The 17,317-nt window shown below is 57.1% G+C and carries 24 protein-coding genes; 19 read left to right on the top strand and 5 right to left on the bottom strand.

Translation table 11 applies throughout. The features are described 5' to 3' along the window. Nucleotides 1-115: 115 nt before the first annotated feature. The 7 genes from I9187_RS17070 to I9187_RS17100 all read left to right on the top strand — a co-directional run bounded on the left by I9187_RS17070 (nt 116) and on the right by I9187_RS17100 (nt 4,892). Nucleotides 116-730, top strand: a complete 615-nt coding sequence (locus tag I9187_RS17070) for a ribonuclease D (protein ID WP_209940273.1) — start codon at nt 116-118, stop codon at nt 728-730. Further along, the gene (locus tag I9187_RS17075) at nt 727-1,689 is read left to right on the top strand and encodes a KpsF/GutQ family sugar-phosphate isomerase (protein ID WP_171181114.1); all 963 of its coding nucleotides are present in this window, start codon (nt 727-729) and stop codon (nt 1,687-1,689) included. The genes I9187_RS17070 and I9187_RS17075 overlap by 4 nt, the downstream gene beginning before the upstream one ends. An 11-nt stretch (nt 1,690-1,700) precedes the next feature. Next, entirely contained in the window at nt 1,701-2,300 is a 600-nt protein-coding gene (gene lptC / locus I9187_RS17080) for an LPS export ABC transporter periplasmic protein LptC (protein ID WP_171181116.1), read from the top strand. A 3-nt stretch (nt 2,301-2,303) separates the two neighbouring features. Further along, on the top strand, nt 2,304-2,795 hold the full coding sequence (locus I9187_RS17085) for an LptA/OstA family protein (protein ID WP_171181118.1): 492 nt from the start codon (nt 2,304-2,306) through the stop codon (nt 2,793-2,795). Further along, the gene (lptB, locus tag I9187_RS17090; RefSeq protein ID WP_171181120.1) at nt 2,795-3,553 is read left to right on the top strand and encodes an LPS export ABC transporter ATP-binding protein; all 759 of its coding nucleotides are present in this window, start codon (nt 2,795-2,797) and stop codon (nt 3,551-3,553) included. Before I9187_RS17085 ends, lptB begins: the two co-directional genes overlap by 1 nt. A gap of 252 nt (nt 3,554-3,805) precedes the next feature. After that, a complete protein-coding gene (raiA, locus tag I9187_RS17095) occupies nt 3,806-4,369 on the top strand; it encodes a ribosome-associated translation inhibitor RaiA (protein WP_171181122.1) in 564 nt (187 codons plus the stop codon). A gap of 58 nt (nt 4,370-4,427) precedes the next feature. Further along, nucleotides 4,428-4,892, top strand: coding sequence for a PTS sugar transporter subunit IIA (locus tag I9187_RS17100; RefSeq protein ID WP_171181242.1), 465 nt, complete (start codon nt 4,428-4,430; stop codon nt 4,890-4,892). A gap of 50 nt (nt 4,893-4,942) precedes the next feature. On the opposite strand, the gene I9187_RS17105 is transcribed toward I9187_RS17100, so the two are convergent. Then, nucleotides 4,943-5,458 (bottom strand): CAP domain-containing protein, encoded by a 516-nt coding sequence (locus I9187_RS17105; protein WP_171181124.1) that lies wholly within the window; start codon nt 5,456-5,458, stop codon nt 4,943-4,945. On the opposite strand from I9187_RS17105, the gene I9187_RS22135 reads away from it, so the two are divergent. The 3 genes from I9187_RS22135 to I9187_RS17115 all read left to right on the top strand — a co-directional run bounded on the left by I9187_RS22135 (nt 5,457) and on the right by I9187_RS17115 (nt 6,549). Then, the gene (locus I9187_RS22135; RefSeq protein ID WP_256368706.1) at nt 5,457-5,582 is read left to right on the top strand and encodes a hypothetical protein; all 126 of its coding nucleotides are present in this window, start codon (nt 5,457-5,459) and stop codon (nt 5,580-5,582) included. The genes I9187_RS17105 and I9187_RS22135 overlap by 2 nt on opposite strands. Nucleotides 5,583-5,627: 45 nt before the next feature. Then, nucleotides 5,628-6,227 carry a L,D-transpeptidase gene (locus I9187_RS17110; RefSeq protein WP_171181126.1) on the top strand — a complete coding sequence of 200 codons (600 nt, stop codon included), beginning with the start codon at nt 5,628-5,630 and terminating at the stop codon, nt 6,225-6,227. Between the two features lie 139 nt (nt 6,228-6,366). Then, nucleotides 6,367-6,549: a hypothetical protein gene (locus I9187_RS17115; RefSeq protein WP_010442520.1), complete on the top strand. Its 183-nt coding sequence runs from the start codon at nt 6,367-6,369 to the stop codon at nt 6,547-6,549. A 132-nt stretch (nt 6,550-6,681) separates the two neighbouring features. Here I9187_RS17115 and hemH read toward each other — a convergent pair whose 3' ends face one another. Together hemH and I9187_RS17125 are read right to left on the bottom strand one after the other, a co-directional pair. Continuing rightward, a complete protein-coding gene (gene hemH, locus I9187_RS17120; protein ID WP_171181128.1) occupies nt 6,682-7,731 on the bottom strand; it encodes a ferrochelatase in 1,050 nt (349 codons plus the stop codon). A 57-nt stretch (nt 7,732-7,788) separates the two neighbouring features. Further along, nucleotides 7,789-8,619: an SAM-dependent methyltransferase gene (locus tag I9187_RS17125; RefSeq protein WP_171181130.1), complete on the bottom strand. Its 831-nt coding sequence runs from the start codon at nt 8,617-8,619 to the stop codon at nt 7,789-7,791. A gap of 16 nt (nt 8,620-8,635) precedes the next feature. Here I9187_RS17125 and I9187_RS17130 point away from each other — a divergent pair, with 16 nt between their 5' ends. Genes I9187_RS17130 through I9187_RS17145 form a run of 4 tightly spaced genes read left to right on the top strand, consistent with a single transcriptional unit; the run spans nt 8,636 to nt 10,946 of the window. Further along, the gene (locus I9187_RS17130; protein ID WP_171238835.1) at nt 8,636-9,364 is read left to right on the top strand and encodes a ComF family protein; all 729 of its coding nucleotides are present in this window, start codon (nt 8,636-8,638) and stop codon (nt 9,362-9,364) included. A 38-nt stretch (nt 9,365-9,402) separates the two neighbouring features. Next, complete coding sequence (grxC, locus tag I9187_RS17135) at nt 9,403-9,660, top strand: glutaredoxin 3 (protein ID WP_171181132.1); 258 nt, start codon at nt 9,403-9,405, stop codon at nt 9,658-9,660. After that, a complete protein-coding gene (locus I9187_RS17140; protein ID WP_171181134.1) occupies nt 9,660-10,490 on the top strand; it encodes a carbon-nitrogen hydrolase family protein in 831 nt (276 codons plus the stop codon). The genes grxC and I9187_RS17140 overlap by 1 nt, the downstream gene beginning before the upstream one ends. 15 nt (nt 10,491-10,505) lie before the next feature. Next, nucleotides 10,506-10,946, top strand: a complete 441-nt coding sequence (locus tag I9187_RS17145) for a MarR family transcriptional regulator (RefSeq protein ID WP_170334681.1) — start codon at nt 10,506-10,508, stop codon at nt 10,944-10,946. A gap of 107 nt (nt 10,947-11,053) precedes the next feature. On the opposite strand, the gene I9187_RS17150 is transcribed toward I9187_RS17145, so the two are convergent. Together I9187_RS17150 and ubiG are read right to left on the bottom strand one after the other, a co-directional pair. Further along, nucleotides 11,054-11,572 (bottom strand): hypothetical protein, encoded by a 519-nt coding sequence (locus I9187_RS17150; RefSeq protein ID WP_171181136.1) that lies wholly within the window; start codon nt 11,570-11,572, stop codon nt 11,054-11,056. A 134-nt stretch (nt 11,573-11,706) separates the two neighbouring features. After that, the gene (gene ubiG / locus I9187_RS17155) at nt 11,707-12,456 is read right to left on the bottom strand and encodes a bifunctional 2-polyprenyl-6-hydroxyphenol methylase/3-demethylubiquinol 3-O-methyltransferase UbiG (RefSeq protein WP_171181138.1); all 750 of its coding nucleotides are present in this window, start codon (nt 12,454-12,456) and stop codon (nt 11,707-11,709) included. Between the two features lie 48 nt (nt 12,457-12,504). Between ubiG and pip the strand changes: the two genes are divergently transcribed. From pip to I9187_RS17180, 5 genes are all read left to right on the top strand, one after another. After that, entirely contained in the window at nt 12,505-13,482 is a 978-nt protein-coding gene (gene pip, locus I9187_RS17160) for a prolyl aminopeptidase (protein WP_171181140.1), read from the top strand. Continuing rightward, a complete protein-coding gene (locus tag I9187_RS17165; protein ID WP_171181142.1) occupies nt 13,479-14,300 on the top strand; it encodes an ABC transporter substrate-binding protein in 822 nt (273 codons plus the stop codon). Before pip ends, I9187_RS17165 begins: the two co-directional genes overlap by 4 nt. Nucleotides 14,301-14,459: 159 nt before the next feature. Further along, nucleotides 14,460-15,050, top strand: coding sequence for a ribosome maturation factor RimP (gene rimP, locus I9187_RS17170; RefSeq protein ID WP_171181146.1), 591 nt, complete (start codon nt 14,460-14,462; stop codon nt 15,048-15,050). Then, a complete protein-coding gene (gene nusA / locus I9187_RS17175; protein WP_171181168.1) occupies nt 15,050-16,669 on the top strand; it encodes a transcription termination factor NusA in 1,620 nt (539 codons plus the stop codon). The genes rimP and nusA overlap by 1 nt, the downstream gene beginning before the upstream one ends. Nucleotides 16,670-16,691: 22 nt before the next feature. Further along, on the top strand, nt 16,692-17,315 hold the full coding sequence (locus I9187_RS17180; RefSeq protein WP_171181171.1) for an RNA-binding protein: 624 nt from the start codon (nt 16,692-16,694) through the stop codon (nt 17,313-17,315). Nucleotides 17,316-17,317 lie beyond the last annotated feature (2 nt).

Here is a 17,317-nt window from a genome sequence, read left to right on the forward strand (position 1 = left end):
CCTTGAGGATAAAATCAATTGCTTGGTGATGAAATGACCGCGATTTTTGGACGGCGTTGAGTTTATGGACCAAACCGCCTATCTCGGAGGCGAAAGCGCTCAGAGGAATAGTTGCGTGGCGAACCATTTGTACAAAAACGATCTGCCGGACGGGCTGGATTTGGGGCCCATTGTGGCCATGGACTGCGAAACCATGGGGTTGAACCCGCATCGCGACCGCTTGTGCGTGATCCAGATGTCGGGTGGTGACGGCAACAGCCATATTGTTCAGGTTGAACGGGGCCAGACCGCAGCGCCGAACCTGTGCGCCATGCTGGAAAACCCCGACGTGCTTAAGCTGTTCCACTTTGGGCGTTTCGACATTGCCGCGATGTATCACACCTTTGGCGCGTTGGCTGCACCGGTTTACTGCACCAAGATCGCCAGCCGGTTGGTGCGCACTTATACGGACCGGCACGGGCTGAAAAACCTGTGCCAGGAACTGATCGGTGTCGATATCTCGAAACAACAGCAAATGAGCGATTGGGGCGCTGAAACCCTGACGGACGCTCAGTTGGACTATGCGGCATCGGACGTTCTGTACCTGCACCGCCTGCGGGACGAATTGAACAAACGGCTGGCCCGCGAGGACCGGACCGAGATGGCGCAGGCGTGTTTTGATTTCTTGCCAATGCGTGCGAAGCTGGACCTCGCCGGTTGGCCCGAAACGGATATCTTTGCGCACTCATGACCGATACCGAAGCCTTTCTAAGAACTGCCCGACAGGTTGTCACTGATGAAGCCCGCGCCCTTGACGTGCTGGCCGAAAGCCTTGATGAACACTTTGCCGAGGCTGTGCAACTGATCCTGCAAGCAACGGGTCGCATCATTGTCAGCGGGATCGGCAAATCAGGCCATATCGGTCACAAGATTGCTGCGACTCTGGCCAGCACGGGTACGCCGGCCTATTTTGTTCATCCGGCCGAGGCCAGCCATGGCGATCTGGGGATGGTATCCAAGGGCGATGTTGTCCTGGCGATCTCAAACTCGGGCGAGGCTCCGGAACTGGCCAACATGTTGGCATTTACCCGACGCTTTGGCATTCCGCTGATCGGCTTGTCCAGTAAGCCCCAGAGCACGCTTATGAAGCAGGCGGATGTACATCTGCTGATCCCGTCAATGGGTGAGGCATGTGGCTTTGGCATGGTGCCTTCGATCTCGACGACATTGACTTTGGCAATGGGCGATGCGCTGGCGATTGCTTTGATGAAGTACCGGGATTTCAAGCCCGAGAATTTCCGCGACTTCCACCCTGGCGGTAAACTCGGCGCGCAGCTCAGTAAGGTGCGCGACCTGATGCATTCGGATATGCCTGTTGTCGCATCGGGCACTCCGATGAGCGAGGCTTTGCTGGTCATGAGCCAAAAAAGCTTTGGTGTCGTTGGTGTTACCGATGACGCAGGCCGTCTGCTGGGCATTGTCACCGATGGCGATTTGCGTCGTAACATGGACGGGCTGTTGGACAAGAGCACGCAAGATGTCATGACCCGTGATCCGATGACCATTGCTCCCAACGCACTGGCCGAAGAAGCGGTCGCGATCATGAATGATCGCAAGATCACTTCGCTGTTTGTGGTCGACCCCGAGGCGGATGGACAAGCACAGGGCTTGTTGCATATCCACGATTGTTTGCGCGTCGGTCTGGGCTGAGGGGGGGCGAAGTGGACAGATATTCCCGCATGGTGCAGTTCCTGAAGGTCCTGTTGCCGCTTGCGGCCATCGTCTTGCTGTCCACTGTCTTTCTGCTGTCCCGCAGCATCGAAACAAATGTGTCAGTGCCTTTCGCGCAAAATGACATTGATGAACGGCTGGCGCAGCAAGTCGTGACCCAGCCAAATTACCAGGGTACAACCCGCAAAGGCGAAGATGTGCAAATTGAAGCCACGCAGGCCACCCAAGGCAGCGAAGGGTCAACTCCGGCAGCGTCTGAATTCCGCGGCCGGTTTGGTTTACTGAATGGCGGAACGATCACATTGGATTCCAACTCTGGGTTAATTCGTCCGGATGAGGGCACGGCCACCTTTGTCGGCGACGTGGTGATCACCACAGCGGATGGTCTTCAGGTCACAACAGATCTGCTCAACACGTCGCTGGACGAAATTCGCGGCGACACACCGGGGCAGGTGAACGGAACCGGGCCGATCGGCAACTTTTCCGCCGGGCGCATGACCTTTGGAACTGAAAAAAAGGATGGTCCCGTCCATATTGTTTTTACAGATGGCGTGAAGCTGATATACGAGCCTGAAAAGGCAGAAAGATAACCTGTGTTCGATTTTCGTTTTGTTCCTCTGTGTCTCGCTGTAATTGTGGGTGCCGGGTCCGCGACTGCGCAAGAAGCGCAGGTGGCCTTTGGTTCTGCGAATGCCGACCCAAGTCTGCCGGTCGAGGTGACGTCTGAAACGCTGAATGTGAACCAGGAAGACGGCTCTGCCGAGTTCCTTGGAGATGTCATCGTTGTACAGGGTGAAATGCGGCTGACAGCTGAACGGGTTTTGGTGATCTACAATCAGGAACGCTCGGCCATCGAACGGATGGAGGCAAGCGAAAACGTGGTTCTGGTCAGCCCACCTGACGCTGCTGAAGGCGATTGGGCAGAATACACAATCGACTCGGGCGTGATCGTGATGAAGGGGAACGTCCTTCTGACACAGGGCCCCAGTGTTATCAGCGGCGATCAGATGAACGCCAATCTGACGACGGGTACCGCAACGATGACAGGGCGTGTCAAAACGATCTTGCAGCAGGGCAACAACTGATGGCGCGCCCCGAGCTTTCTGTGGCCGAGGGCAGTTCAGGCCTACGTATCGAGAAGCTGCGAAAGTCTTATCGGAAAAAGACGGTTATCCGAGAGGTTTCCATGACACTGGACCGGTCCGAGGTCGTGGCGCTGCTGGGACCAAACGGATCGGGTAAAACCACAACTTTCTATTCCGTGGCGGGTCTTGTGTTTCCCGAGGCGGGTAAAGTGACAATCGACGGCCAGAATGTCACGACCTTGCCGATGTATCGGCGCGCTCGAATGGGGATCGGCTATCTGCCACAGGAAATGTCGATTTTCCGCGGGATGAGCGTCGAGGACAACATCGCCGCCGTTCTGGACATCACTGTCGCACACGCCCATCGGCGCAAAGAGCGGCTGGAAGAACTGCTGTCTGATTTCTCTATCGAGCATTTGCGCCGGGCCCCGGCCTTGGCGCTTTCGGGTGGTGAGCGCCGCCGTGTCGAGATCGCGCGCTGTTTGGCAGCAGATCCGAAATATCTGCTCTTGGACGAACCCTTTGCAGGCGTCGACCCGATCAGTGTCGGGGATATTCGGCATCTGGTGGCTGACCTGAAAAAACGGGGAATCGGTGTTCTGATCACAGATCACAACGTCCGGGAAACGCTGGAAATTGTGGATCGCGCCTATATCCTGCATGATGGCCAGGTGCTGATGTCTGGCACACCTGATGAAGTTGTCGAAAACGAGAATGTGCGTCGGGTCTATTTGGGCGAAAACTTCCGTATTTCATAGGGTTGTGCTGAATGGCATCCGGTTCACGACGGAAATCGCGTATATACACGCCTGTTTTGATTGACTCTTCCTTCGTCTCTTGCCTCAATTGGTCTATGGCATTTACTCGGTTCCAGTCTGGATCTCGATGTCCCTTCTTCGAAGGGCAGGTTTTAAGGCAACCGCAGAAAATGTCGCGACCCCCCACCCGATAAAAACAAGTTCGTCGCGGACTGCGACGTCAGAATGGGTGTGAATTGTGAAGGAGATCACATGCGTTACCAAATCAGCGGAAAACAGATCGACATCGGCGCGGCCCTGCAGACACACGTGCAGACCGAGCTGGGCGAGGTTGTGGGCAAATATGCTCAGCGGCCAACAGATGCCAACGTCGTCTTTTCCCGTTCAGCGCATGAATATGTATGCGAAACAACTGTGCATCTGTCGACGGGCCTTACCGCCCAGGCCAAGGCGCACGCAACTGAGATTTATGCAGCATTCGAGGCATGCTGTGACAAGATGGAAACCCAACTGCGCCGCTATAAGCGCCGACTGAAGGATCACCACAAGGACCGTTCAGAGCCGGTTGAACTCTTTGGTGCGTCCTCTTATATCCTCGCCTCTGACGAATCGGACACGGCAAACGAACCCGAATCGCTGCAGCCCATGATTGTGGCTGAGATGGAGACGAAAATTCCGTCTCTGAGCGTTGGGGAAGCCGTGATGCAAATGGAACTTGCTGGCGCTCCGGTGCTGGTGTTCAGGAATGAGAACAAGGATGGATTGAACGTTGTCTACCGTCGCGATGACGGTAACATCGGCTGGATCGATCCGTAACAGGCAAGAAAACGGGACCGCACCCGCCAAGGCGGGTGCCGTTCCATGGAGCGTGATCATGGAGCTTTCGAGCATTCTCAAGCCCGAGGCAGTACGTGTACTCTCGGCCGCTTCCAGCAAGAAGCGGTTGTTTCAGGAAATCGGCGACGTCGCCGCCGCGACCCGGAGCCTTGATGCTCAGGCCGTCGTTGATTGCCTGCTTGAGCGCGAAAGCCTTGGCCCCACTGGCGTTGGGCATGGTGTGGCTTTGCCGCATGCGCGCCTGGCCGGGCTTGAAGCGGTTTCGGGCGTGTTTGTCATGCTGGAAAAACCCATCGATTTCGGGTCGGTTGATCGACAGCCTGTAGACATCGCTTTTGCGCTGTTTGCGCCGGAAGAGGCGGGCGTGGATCATCTCAAGGCGCTGGCATTGGTGTCGCGCACGTTGCGAGATACTTCGGTCTGCACCAAGCTGCGAGCGAACCCAGATCCGGTTAAGCTCTATGCGATATTGACCGAAGCTCAATCTATGCAAGCTGCTTAAAAGACTAAAAAAGCCCCCGTTTTCCGGGGGCTTTTTTAGGCAGATCTGGATCAGCCGCCGGATCCCATTTCCAGCGTCCACCAGATTTTTCCACCGCTTTCCTGATGCCAGGCGAACCCCATCTGGGTTGCCTTAGGGTCCATGATGACAGCGCGCGGTCCCGGTTCTTGCATCCAGGCTGCCAGTGTCTCGGTCTCGGTCTCGTAGGTTTCGGAAATGGCCTCGCCCAGAAATGTGCCGAAATACCCGACCCGCGCGGCCCGATCGATCGGCGAAGAACCATCTGACCCAAAGTGCCAGGGCCGGTTTTGTCGGGCCATATCCTTGGAATGCGTTGCTGCCGCCGCGTTAAGCTGAGAGTTCAACTGCACTGCCTGCAGACCCTGAGCCTGCCGCAGAGCGTTGACCGAATCCAACATACGGAACTGCAGCTTTTCCGGGTTGCCGCGAATCTTGTAAACCGTCGGCAAGGGGCGGCCATCTGCGCCAATGGCCGTGGTGCGGGTGTCAGTACATGCCGCAAGTGCGACAAAGCAAATCAACAGTAAAGAAACGATACGCGTCATGATCGACCTGATAATTGTGTTGTCACCCGGCATAGCGTGCCTGACTGCGCTGAGCAAACGTACATTCGTCATTACTCGCGTGATTCTGCCGGTTTGGTTTGCGACTGAAGCATTCTCGCAATAGAATAGGCCAGATTTCAGAACTCTCCAGAACACAGGACCCATTGTCATGGACAAAAAGCGTTTTCTGTCGCCCACACGCCGGGGGTTTCTGACCGGTGCTACCGCGTCGTTGGCGTCTCCGGCGCTGGCCCAGTACATTCCGGGTGATCCGCTGCGCCCCGCGCCTGAACCCGAGCCGCCCGTGCGTCGCAACGTGTCCGGTTTCCGGGCTTTGGACTGGCAGCCGTATTTCTCGAACACCAGAAACGGCGCTATTCTGGTCGATACCGTGTCTCGCGCGCTGCATTATTGGTCAGATGATCAATCCGTATACAAACTCTATCCATCTTCGGTGCCTTTGACCGAAGAGATGACCCGTCGCGGGCGCACCAGCGTGATCCGCAAAGTTGAAGGCCCCAGTTGGTCGCCGACACCGTCGATGAAGAGAAGAAATCCGGAATGGCCCGACTATATCCCGCCGGGGCCAGATAACCCTCTGGGAACGCACGCTTTATATCTGGGCTGGAAATATTATCGCATTCACGGCACCCACGATACGCGCAAAATTGGGCGACGTTCGTCGAATGGCTGTATTGGCCTCTTCAACGATGATATTGCTGAACTGTTTTCTATGGCGAAGGTCGGCACGCAAGTGTTGCTAATTTGACGACATTTTCCTTCGCGAAGCCGCTTAGCGCTCAAGTTGCAATTGCAATCCAGCGCCAATGCTGATTAGAAAAAAACACGAGGTAAGTCTTAGGTGCGCGGTTCCGGGCATTGGAACCGTGCAAATTCTGGAGGTTAATATGAAAAAACTCGTTCTCGCCGCAGCTCTGACCGCCGCAGCTTCGACCGCATACGCTGGCAACCTGGAAGAGCCGGTTGTTGAAGCACCTGTTGTTGTTGAAGAAACTCAAGGTTCGTCGCAGGGCATCATCCTGCCGCTGATCCTGCTGGTTGTTGTTGCTGCTGCTGTTGCTGCAAGCTAAGCCAACACGGAATTCTTGAAAAAGGCGGTGGAGCAATCCACCGCCTTTTTTATTTCCGACTGTTTGTCTCGGCCCTCGGGGATTCATTGTTGAACGAATCGCCCGTCCACCGTGGCGATCGCCCGAGCGAAATTATTCCAGCCAACCGCGCAGGTTATCTTCGACCACCTTCCCAAGGGCCGCTATGTGCGCATCGTCGTCGTTCAGGCATGGAATATAGGTGAAGGTCTCGCCTCCCGCCTCTTCAAAGCTTTCCTTGATCTCTTCGTTGATCTCTTCCAGCGTTTCGATGCAATCGGCTGAGAACGCGGGCGCGATGACGGCAATGTTTTTCTTACCCTGCTTTGCCAGATCCGCCACGTGATCCACGGTGTAAGGCTTCAGCCATTCCTCGGGACCGAATCGAGATTGGAAGGTCGAAACCAGTTGATCATCCGACCAGCCCAACCGCTCTTTCAGCAGACGTGATGTCTTGGCGCACTGGCAGTGATAGGGATCGCCTTGCTGAAGATAGCGATCTGGCATTCCGTGGTACGAACAGACCAGAATGTCGGGTTTTGTCTCCATTGCCGCATAGGCGCGCTCGACAGATTGCGCCAGCGCGTCGATGTAACTGGCCTGGTCGAAATAGGCGGGCACAGTGCGAGATGCTGGTTGCCAGGCCTCTTCCATCAACGCACGGAAGAACTGGTCATTGGCTGTGGCCGTCGTTGCGCCTGCGTATTGCGGGTAGAGCGGGAAGAACAGAATGCGGTCACACCCTGCCGCCACCATTTCACGTACCTTGGACTTGGTTGAAGGGTTGCCATATCGCATACAAAAATCGACCATCACCTGATCGCCATAGCGGTCATGCATCGCCGCCTTAAGCTTGGCGGTCTGATCCTTGGTGATCGTCATCAAAGGGCTTTCGCCTTTGTCGTGATTCCAGATCGATTTATAAGCTTCGCCTGAGCTAAAAGGCCGTTTGCTTAGGATTATGGCCTGCAGAATCGGCTGCCATTTCCATTTCGGATAGTCGATGACGCGCTGGTCCGACAGAAACTCGTTCAGATAACGGCGCATCGGCCAATATGTATAGTCATCCGGTGTACCCAGATTTGCCAGCAGAATGCCGACGCGGCCCATCCTGATCTTGGGATGATCCGTAGGAGCGTGTGCAGGGCGGATAGCGTCGAACATATGGGACTTCCTAAATTTCTTATGGTCCGGCCTGAGATAAGGGGATTTATCCGCACGTCAATCAGGCAGTTTGCCCTCGGTGGTGCGCAAGGCGTCAGCCAGACGGGCTTGGGCCGATCCTGGGCGCAGGGGTTTGGGTTGGCTATCGTGCGGCGACCAACCGGTCAGACAGATCAATTCGAAAGTGGCGGTCAAGCGGCCTGAGTCGGTCGAAAAGTGATCCGCATAGATACGTTGTGCGGCCTCGAACACGGTCCGTCTGGTCGGGCGTTTTAGCCGTGCAGACAAAGCGTTGGTTTCGCCCATATGGCGCAGATCGCGCATCAGATGCCAAATGTCGCGGTATTCCGCCGTCAGAGGTATCGAATCCGCCACGGGCAAGGCCAGACCTGCCCGTTGTAGCAGCCCGCCCAGATCTCTCAGCTCGGCCATTGGTGCGACACGGGGGCTCAGCCCGCCTGTACTTTCGACTTCGGCTTGCCCCAAAGCCGCGCGCAGTTCGTGAAGTGTTTCGCCGCCCAAACATAAGACCAGCAAAAGCCCGTCAGGTTGCAGCGACCTGTGGCATTGAATCAGCTGCCCAACCGGATCATTGGCGCAATGCAGGGCCATCGCGTGGATGACCAGATCATGGGCGCCGGGCTGCAGTGCCAGAACGTCGTCATCCTGGACCAAGGTAGCTCCCGAAAAAATGCCGTCCCAAAGCTGTGGAAACGGGCTCACGATCGCAGGCGCTGTAAAGGCTTTGTTAACTATAGAGAGCCGATCCTGCGCCTCGTCAATCGCGGCGCGATGCAGGAAGAAGGCGTCATCCTGTGCACGTCCGCGGTGGCGCAGGATAGTTTTGCGATCAAACAGAGAGGGTGCGTTGGACTCGGGCAACTTCATAGCTCGCAAGTATCGCATCGCGCGGCGGATTCAAACCGCACTCGCACTGATTTACCCGCCTCGTTGTATGGGATGCGGCGCGCTTACCGCGTCAGATTTTGGCCTGTGCGGGGCGTGTTGGCGCGAAACGCCCTTTATTGGAGGCACCGTATGCGAAAGCTGCGGAGTGCCGCTGATGGGCACACAGGATGGGTATCGGATCGAGTGTGACGGCTGCCTAAAAGCCCCGCCGCCCTGGAAGGCTGGCAGATCAGCGTTGCTGTATGATGGAAAGGCGCGTGCGCTGATCCTGGCTTTGAAACATGGCGACCGGCCCGAGCTAGCCCGCCCGGCAGCGCGTTGGATGGCGCAGGCAGGGCATGAGCTGTTGCGACCGGATATGGTGATTGCCCCTGTGCCGCTGCATTGGTCCCGTCTACTCAAACGGCGTTACAATCAATCGGCCCTGTTGGCGCAGCACCTGGGTCAGGACAGTGGGCTGGACTGTGTGCCGGACCTGCTGGTGCGAAAAAGACGGACACCGGTTCTGGATGGCAAAACGGCGCAAGAACGGGCCGAGATCCTGAAAGATGCGATTCGCATCCACCCGCGCAGGGTACAGCATCTGAACGACCGGGACGTGTTGCTAGTGGATGACGTGATGACATCTGGCGCAACACTGGCGGCCTGCGCCCGTGTATGCCAGGATGCAGGAGCAAATCATATTTTCGTGTTGGCTCTAGCGCGCGTTGCCAAGGATGCCTAATTCGCCCAAGATTGCGCGAAACCCAAAGGGAACGGAAAATGAAGCCGGTAGAAATTTATACCTCGCCGCTATGCGGTTTTTGTCATGCGGCCAAACGTCTGCTGAAACAGAAAGGCGTTGAATTCAAAGAAGTCGACGTGCTGATGCATCCCAAACGCAAACCCGAGATGATCAAACGGGCCGGTGGCAAGCGCACGGTGCCGCAGATCTTCATCGGAACACAGCATGTAGGCGGCTGTGACGATCTGTATGAACTGGAACGTCAGGGCAAGCTCGACCGGTTGCTGGCGGCCTGATGAAGACCGCGCTGCTGCAGATCACCTCGTCGGACGATCCGGCCGAAAATCTGAACACGGTGCGCGCCATGATGGCCGAGGCGGCTGGGCAAGGCGCGCGGTTTGTTTTGACGCCTGAGGTTACGAACTGTGTTTCGACCAGCACAACGCGGCAGCGCGAGGTTCTGCAGCATGAAGAAGACGACATCACCCTGGCGGGCTTGCGCGAAGAGGCCGCCAGACTGGGTGTGTGGCTTTTGATCGGTTCGCTGGGGATTAAAACCCATGACACGGATGGACGCTTTGCCAACCGGTGCTTCATGATCGACCCGCAGGGTCAGGTCGTGGCGCGCTATGACAAAATCCATATGTTTGACGTGCAGGTTTCCGAATCCGAGACCTTCCGCGAATCGAAGAACTACCGCCCGGGCGAGAAAGCCGTGATTGCCGAGACCGATTTTGGCAAGGTGGGGCTGACCATCTGTTACGATATCCGCTTCCCCAATTTGCACGCTGCTCTGGCGCAGGCGGGGGCACGCATCCTGACGGTTCCAGCGGCGTTTTCGCCTGTCACAGGGGCCGCGCATTGGGAATCGCTGTTGCGCGCCCGCGCGATCGAGACCGGGTGTTGGGTGCTGGCTCCGGCACAGACCGGAGAACATCCCAAGACGCGCGGAAAAACCCGCTACACGCACGGCCACAGCATGGTTGTCGCCCCGTGGGGGGAGGTGCTGATCGACGCAGGTACCGATCCGGGCATTCACATTTTCGATTTGGATGATAGTTCTGTGACAGAGGCGCGCCGACGTGTGCCCTCTTTGACGCATGTGCGGCCTTTCGACAGGCCCTGATCCAGAACCGGACTTATGACGGACGAAAAAAATGCCCTGGCGGTCACGCTGTTCAGCGAGATTCTGACTGCAGACCAATTGTTGCGCAACCGGCTGAGCCGGGTGCTGCCCAAGGGCATGGAAATCTCGCATTTCTCGGTGCTGAACCATCTGGTGTTTGTGGGGGATGAGCGGACCCCGGCGCAACTGGCCAGCACCTTCCACGTCACGCGTGGAGCCATGACAAACACCTTGGCCAAGCTGGAATGGGCCGGATACATCCACATCCGCCCCGACTGGGACGACGCCCGCCGCAAGATGGTGGCGATCAGCCCCGCCGGTCGGCGGGCACGGGATCAGGCGATTTCGTCGATTGCCCCGCTGATCAACCGCGTGGTCGGAGAACTGGGGCTGGAGCGCGTCCGCAGCACGCTGCCGGTGTTGAGGGATTTACGGTTGCAGTTGGAGGGAGAGTAGGGGTAGACGCTTTCCAATTTTCGACGTCCGTCAGTTTCTAGTTTTAAGCTAGAACTGGCCATGTTTGAATAACCTGCGCGACAAAACACTAAGATTAAGCGGCCGTTTTAGTTTGCACCTGTCTCTATGGGTTCTAAACCAATTGGAATGAACCTCAATTCTTCGTCAATGTTCTCATGAAGCCGTGTTCCCATTACGGCTCGCATCGTTCCCAGCGTGTTATCAACATAAGGAAAGCCGCGAACAAGCTGACCCCACATCTTACGGCCACATACTCGAATTTCCGGAACATTTAGCGCGCGAACGCTATGAAGCCATATCATTGCACCCGCCGCATCAGATGGCTGCCCGATTTTCTGGAATTTCTTTACACCATTTACTAATTTTAACGAACACATGTCACATTGATACATAACGTCCTCATCCCGAGGGATGCTTAGGTCGAGTGCTGCGGCTGGAATCACACCGCTATCTAACATTCTAAGCCTTAAAATATTTGCTATAACCAACATTGTTGAAATTTCTTCGGCATCAGCACCTTCTAAGCCAGCCGTGAAGCGCTCGATATCGTTTTTCATTGCATCCGCGGATGCGTTTAAAACTCGTTTTTTCAACCATCCAAACATAATTTTTCCAATCGTTTTAATACCAATCTATTGGCTTTTTTGGACGTGTTGGCAGGCAACAGCAACGGGAATGCCAACTTCGATCGCCTCGAATTATTGTTTGGTTTTTTATGCTCTTTCTTTCCACACCAGTTTTATGACCCCGGCTTCACGCTCGCCGTCACATAATTCACGCTCAAGTCCCGGTCCGAGATCGACCAGCTCCACAAGATCGGGTTGAACACAAACCCCTTGCGATCCACCGGGTCCAGCCCGGCCTGGCGCAGTAGCTCGAACAGTTCGTCAGGTGTGATGAACTTGTTCCACTCATGCGTGCCGCGCGGCAACCAGCGCATGACCACCTCGGCCCCGAAGATCGCCATCGCGTATGATTTCGGATTACGGTTTATGGTGGAACAAATCTGCAGCCCACCGGGTTTCAGCAAGTGTTGCGTGGCGGTCAGGAAGCTTTGCGGGTCGGCCACGTGTTCAACCACTTCCATGTTCAGCACGACGTCGAACTGCTCACCAGCGGCTGCCATGTCCTCGGCAGTGGTGTGGCGATAGTCAATCTCCAAGCCCGATTGTTCCGCATGGATGCGAGCGACAGGAAGATTGCGTTCGGCGGCGTCGGCACCCACGACCGCCGCGCCCAAGCGCGCCATCGGTTCACTGAGCAACCCACCACCGCAGCCGATATCCAGCAGGCGCAAACCCTCGAACGGGTTTTGCGCGGTCAGATCACGGTCAAACTCACCTGCAATCTGCTGTGTGATATAATCCAGACGGCACGGATTCAGCATGTGCAGAGGTTTGAATTTCCCGTGGGGATCCCACCATTCCGCCGCCATCGCCTCGAATTTTGCGATCTCGGACGGGTCCACAGTGTTCGGATGCGCTTGCATTCCTGTCTCCGTATGCTCTTTTACGCTTAAGGACTATATAGGGCCATAATGGACAAGTACCCGGACCAAAAGCGCGCAGTTCAATATCTGTACCCGCCGATCGACCCGTTCGATCAGCGCATGGTCGATATGGGCGATGGGCACCGTATCTATGTGGAACAATGCGGCAATCCCGATGGGATACCGGTTGTTATCCTTCACGGAGGCCCAGGGGGCGGCTGCAGCCCTGCTATGCGGCGCTATTTTGATCCGCGTGCGTACAGGGTGATTCTGTTTGATCAACGCGGATGTGGTCGGTCGCGGCCCACAGCATCGGTCGAAAACAACACGACGTGGCATCTTGTCGCTGATATCGAACGGCTGCGCGAACTGTTCGAAATTGATGAGTGGATCGTTTTTGGCGGCAGCTGGGGGGCGACGCTGGCTCTGATCTATGCGCAGACGCATTCTGATCGGGTCAGCCGTCTGGTGCTGCGCGGTGTGTTTCTGGCCACGCAGGCCGAGTTGGACTGGTTCTACGGCGGTGGGGCCGGACGGTTCTGGCCCGAGCACTGGCAAAAATTCACCGCTCTGCTGCCCGAGGGTGAGCTGGACGATACAATTGCTGCTTATAATAAGCGCCTGTTCTCGGGCGATCGCGCGACCGAGATCCTGTATGCACGCGCCTGGTCGCATTGGGAAAATGCGCTGGCCTCGATCCATACCAACGGATCGGTGGGCGAAAGTCCGGGTGAATACGCCCGCACCTTTGCGCGGCTCGAGAATCACTATTTCATCAACAAGGCGTTTCTGGAGAGGGATGGGCAGATTCTGGATCAGATGGATCGGATCGCCGATATTCCCGGACATATCGTTCAGGGGCGGTACGACATGATCTGCCCGCCTCAGGCCGCATGGAATCTGGCTGAACGCTGGCCCAATGCCGAGTTGAAGATGGTGCGGCAGGCGGGCCATGCGTTGTCTGAACCCGGCATCAGCGCCGAGCTTGTGCGCATCATGGATCGCGTGGCGGAGGGTGTGGCATGACCCGGATTGACCGCCGTGCCTTGTTTGCGTCAGGTGCCGCTGCCGCGCTTTTGGCGGCGACCGGTGCGTCCTTGGCGGACACGCCGAAGAAAGGCGGCACGTTGCGTCTGGCCGTACCGCGCGACGACAGCCTTGAACAAGTTGCACGCGGGGCTGTTTTCGACTCTTTGACCGAGATCGCGCCCGACGGAACGCTGCGGGGTGAGCTTGCAACAGGGTGGCAGACCGACGCCGACGCACGGGTCTGGACCTTTGATCTGCGTGATGATGCGGTTTTCCACGATGGTACACCGTTGGAAATTACGGACGTTCTGGCCGTTCTGGCGGAAGTTGGTCGCGCCGAAGCCATGGCCCCCAATCGCGTGCACTTGGAACTGGCTCAGGCCAATCCGGGTCTGCCCTTTATGTTGGCAGACAGCCGGTTTGTCGTCAAACGATCGGGTCAAACTGTGTCGCCATTACATGCCGCCAACGGCACTGGCTGTTACCGCGTCGAACGGGCCGAAGACGGGCGACATTTCCTCGGTCGCCGTGTGGTGGGGCATTACAAGGATGGTCAGGCCGGATGGGTCGATGCCATCGAGGTTATCGTAATTCCGGACGCGGGGGTTCGGGCCGAAGCGCTGCGCGATGGTTATGTCGATGTGGCGGCTCTGCCGGATAAGGCGGAAATGCAGGGTGTCCGCGGTCTTCGGTTTCACCCGTCCGAAGCGGACATGGCCCTTGCTGTAGCTGGTGCTGTCGGAATGCCGCGCCATATTGCAGGACCTTCGGTTTTAGACGACGGCCGTATCGCAGAACGGTGGTGGATGGCGTAAATTCGGCTGCGAATCCCGCCGGGGGTTGCAGACTCGGACCATCCTGCGTATATGCAGTTTCAACAGCGGCGCGTTGGACTTCTGGTTCAAGGCTCCACCGGAAAATTCGACGGGCCGCGCGCCCGTTTTTTTGTGCCCGATTAAAGGGTAGAGCACCTGATGACAAACGACTTGATAGCCAAAGCTGCCATTGACCGGCGACTGGCCGAGATCATCGCCCCCGTGATCGAGGATCTGGGGTACGAACTCGTGCGTATCCGCCTGATGAGCGGTAAGCAGACCACGCTGCAGATCATGGCGGACAAGCCCGACGGCGGCATCGAAGTGGACGACTGTGCCGAGATTTCGAACGCGGTCAGCGCCACGCTGGATGTCGAAGACCCGATCCTTGATGCCTATACGCTGGAAGTGTCCAGTCCCGGTATCGACCGCCCTCTCACGCGCCTCAAGGATTTTGAGACGTTTGAAGGCTATGAGGCCAAGATCGAAACGGCCGAGCTGATCGACGGTCGCCGCCGCTTCAAAGGTGAATTGGCCGGGATCGAAGGGGATGAGGTTCTGATCAACATCCCCGAGGGAGATGAGACGATCACCATCGGTCTGCAATTCGACTGGTTGAGCGACGCCAAGCTGGTCCTGACCGATGATCTGATCAAGGAAATGCTGCGCCAGCGCAAGGACGCCGGCGCCCTGAACGAAAACGCTTTCGACGAGATTGAGACCGAAGGGTCCGAAGAGGAGACGAACTGATGGCAATCACCTCAGCCAACCAGCTGGAGCTGCTGCAGACCGCCGAGGCCGTGGCCCGCGAAAAGATGATCGACCCCGGTCTGGTTGTCGAAGCGATGGAGGAATCGCTCGCCCGTGCCGCCAAGAGCCGTTACGGCGCGGAAATGGACATTCGCGTGTCCATCGACCGTAAGACCGGCAAGGCGACCTTTACTCGTGTGCGCACCGTGGTCGAGGATGAAGAGCTTGAGAACTATCAGGCGGAAATGACTGTCGAACAGGCGCGCCAGTACATGGAAGCGCCCGAGGTTGGTGACGTCTTCGTCGAAGAAGTGCCCCCCGTGGAAATGGGCCGTATCGCAGCGCAGTCCGCGAAACAGGTGATCCTGCAAAAAGTCCGCGAAGCGGAACGTGATCGTCAGTACGAAGAGTTCAAGGATCGTGCGGGCACCATCATCAACGGTGCAGTCAAGCGCGAGGAGTTCGGCAATGTCATCGTCGATCTGGGCGGTGCCGAGGCTGTTCTGCGCCGCAATGACAAGATCGGTCGCGAAAGCTATCGCCCAAATGACCGCGTTCGTGCGTATATCAAGGAAGTGCGTCGTGAGGTTCGTGGCCACCAGATCTTCCTGTCGCGCACCGCGCCAGAATTCATGGCGGAACTGTTCAAGATGGAAGTGCCGGAAATCTATGACGGCATCATCGAGGTCAAGGCCGTGGCCCGTGACCCCGGCTCGCGCGCGAAGATCGCCGTGATTTCGTATGACGGTTCGATTGACCCCGTCGGTGCTTGCGTCGGTATGCGCGGCAGCCGCGTACAGGCGGTTGTGAACGAATTGCAGGGCGAAAAGATCGACATCATTCCGTGGAACGAAGATCAACCGACCTTCCTGGTGAACGCGCTGCAGCCCGCCGAGGTCTCCAAGGTGGTTCTGGACGAAGAAGCCGGCAAGATCGAAGTTGTGGTCCCCGAGGAACAGCTTTCGCTGGCCATCGGCCGCCGTGGTCAAAACGTACGTCTAGCCAGCCAGCTGACGAATCTGGACATCGACATCATGACAGAAGCCGAGGAATCGGCGCGTCGTCAGAAAGAATTCGAAGCCCGCACCCAATTGTTCATGGAAACGCTGGATCTGGACGAGTTCTTCGCTCAGTTGCTGGTGTCCGAAGGCTTTACTAACCTCGAAGAGGTTGCCTATGTCGAAATCGAAGAACTGCTGGTCATTGACGGCGTTGATGAAGGCACGGCACAGGAACTGCAAACCCGTGCACGTGAATTCCTGGAAGCGCAGGCCAAGGCAGCACTGGACGCAGCCCGTGCGCTGGGCGCTGAGGACAGCCTTATTGAATTCGAAGGCCTGACACCCCAGATGGTAGAAGCGCTGGCCAAGGACGATGTGAAGACTTTGGAAGATTTCGCAACCTGCGCGGACTGGGAACTGGCCGGTGGCTGGACCACGGTTGATGGCGAACGCATCAAGGATGACGGTGTACTTGAACCTTTTGGCGTGACGCTGGAAGAGGCACAGGACATGGTCATGACCGCGCGCATCCTGTTGGGTTGGGTTGATCCGGCCGAGTTGGAGCAGGCGGAAGAGGATGTCGACGGCGACGGAGAAGACGAGGAGGTCGAGGCCTGATCTCAGGCCTCGGGTGGCGCGTATGGGTCGCGGTGGCGTCCATAAAGATCGGTCTGACGGACCCGAACGCAAGTGCATTGCCACGGGCGAGGTTCAGCCGAAATACGGTCTGATCCGCTTTGTGACGGGACCGGACGGTCAGGTTTATCCCGATGTTGCGGCAAAGCTGCCGGGGCGTGGGGTCTATGTGGCGGCAGATCGCGCCGCACTGGACAAGGCCGTTGGCAAAAAGCTGTTTGCGCGCGGGTTCAAGGCGCAGGTTTCTGTGCCGAGCGATCTGAGCGACGAAGTTGAAAAACAGATCGCGCGCCGCGTGGTTGAGTTGCTCAGTCTGGCGCGCAAGTCTGGTGACGCGGTTGCCGGTTATGAAAAGGTCAAGACGTGGCTGGACCGAGAAGAAGCGCAGGTGCTGCTTCAGGCCATTGATGGATCGGGGCGCGGCAAGTCCAAACTCAGCACGCCGCACTTCGGAAAATACATTGGTTGGCTGACTGCGGACGAATTAGGGCAGGCATTTGGACGCCAAACGGTGATTCATGCTGCCATGGCCTCTGGCGGACTCGCCAAACGTGTTGTAGAGGAAGCGCAGCGCTTGCGTGGCTTGCGCGAAACGGATGACGGCGGCAGGGGCCGCGCGGAAGGGTAAGA

The sequence above is a fragment of the Ruegeria sp. HKCCE4148 genome, from assembly GCF_017872495.1.
In the GTDB taxonomy this organism is placed as follows: Bacteria; Pseudomonadota; Alphaproteobacteria; order Rhodobacterales; family Rhodobacteraceae; genus Ruegeria.

Coding starts and splice junctions, on each gene's coding strand:
- I9187_RS17110 (WP_171181126.1), top strand. CDS start 5,628: ATGGACAAAAAGCGTTTTCTGTCGCCCACACGCCGGGGGTTTCTGACC.
- raiA (WP_171181122.1), top strand. CDS start 3,806: ATGCGTTACCAAATCAGCGGAAAACAGATCGACATCGGCGCGGCCCTG.
- I9187_RS17140 (WP_171181134.1), top strand. CDS start 9,660: ATGAAGACCGCGCTGCTGCAGATCACCTCGTCGGACGATCCGGCCGAA.
- I9187_RS17100 (WP_171181242.1), top strand. CDS start 4,428: ATGGAGCTTTCGAGCATTCTCAAGCCCGAGGCAGTACGTGTACTCTCG.
- I9187_RS17105 (WP_171181124.1), bottom strand. CDS start 5,458: ATGACGCGTATCGTTTCTTTACTGTTGATTTGCTTTGTCGCACTTGCG.
- nusA (WP_171181168.1), top strand. CDS start 15,050: ATGGCAATCACCTCAGCCAACCAGCTGGAGCTGCTGCAGACCGCCGAG.
- I9187_RS17165 (WP_171181142.1), top strand. CDS start 13,479: ATGACCCGGATTGACCGCCGTGCCTTGTTTGCGTCAGGTGCCGCTGCC.
- pip (WP_171181140.1), top strand. CDS start 12,505: ATGGACAAGTACCCGGACCAAAAGCGCGCAGTTCAATATCTGTACCCG.
- I9187_RS17115 (WP_010442520.1), top strand. CDS start 6,367: ATGAAAAAACTCGTTCTCGCCGCAGCTCTGACCGCCGCAGCTTCGACC.
- I9187_RS17180 (WP_171181171.1), top strand. CDS start 16,692: ATGGGTCGCGGTGGCGTCCATAAAGATCGGTCTGACGGACCCGAACGC.
- grxC (WP_171181132.1), top strand. CDS start 9,403: ATGAAGCCGGTAGAAATTTATACCTCGCCGCTATGCGGTTTTTGTCAT.
- I9187_RS17145 (WP_170334681.1), top strand. CDS start 10,506: ATGACGGACGAAAAAAATGCCCTGGCGGTCACGCTGTTCAGCGAGATT.
- I9187_RS17125 (WP_171181130.1), bottom strand. CDS start 8,619: ATGAAGTTGCCCGAGTCCAACGCACCCTCTCTGTTTGATCGCAAAACT.
- ubiG (WP_171181138.1), bottom strand. CDS start 12,456: ATGCAAGCGCATCCGAACACTGTGGACCCGTCCGAGATCGCAAAATTC.
- rimP (WP_171181146.1), top strand. CDS start 14,460: ATGACAAACGACTTGATAGCCAAAGCTGCCATTGACCGGCGACTGGCC.
- hemH (WP_171181128.1), bottom strand. CDS start 7,731: ATGTTCGACGCTATCCGCCCTGCACACGCTCCTACGGATCATCCCAAG.
- I9187_RS17150 (WP_171181136.1), bottom strand. CDS start 11,572: ATGTTTGGATGGTTGAAAAAACGAGTTTTAAACGCATCCGCGGATGCA.
- lptB (WP_171181120.1), top strand. CDS start 2,795: ATGGCGCGCCCCGAGCTTTCTGTGGCCGAGGGCAGTTCAGGCCTACGT.
- I9187_RS17075 (WP_171181114.1), top strand. CDS start 727: ATGACCGATACCGAAGCCTTTCTAAGAACTGCCCGACAGGTTGTCACT.
- I9187_RS22135 (WP_256368706.1), top strand. CDS start 5,457: ATGATCGACCTGATAATTGTGTTGTCACCCGGCATAGCGTGCCTGACT.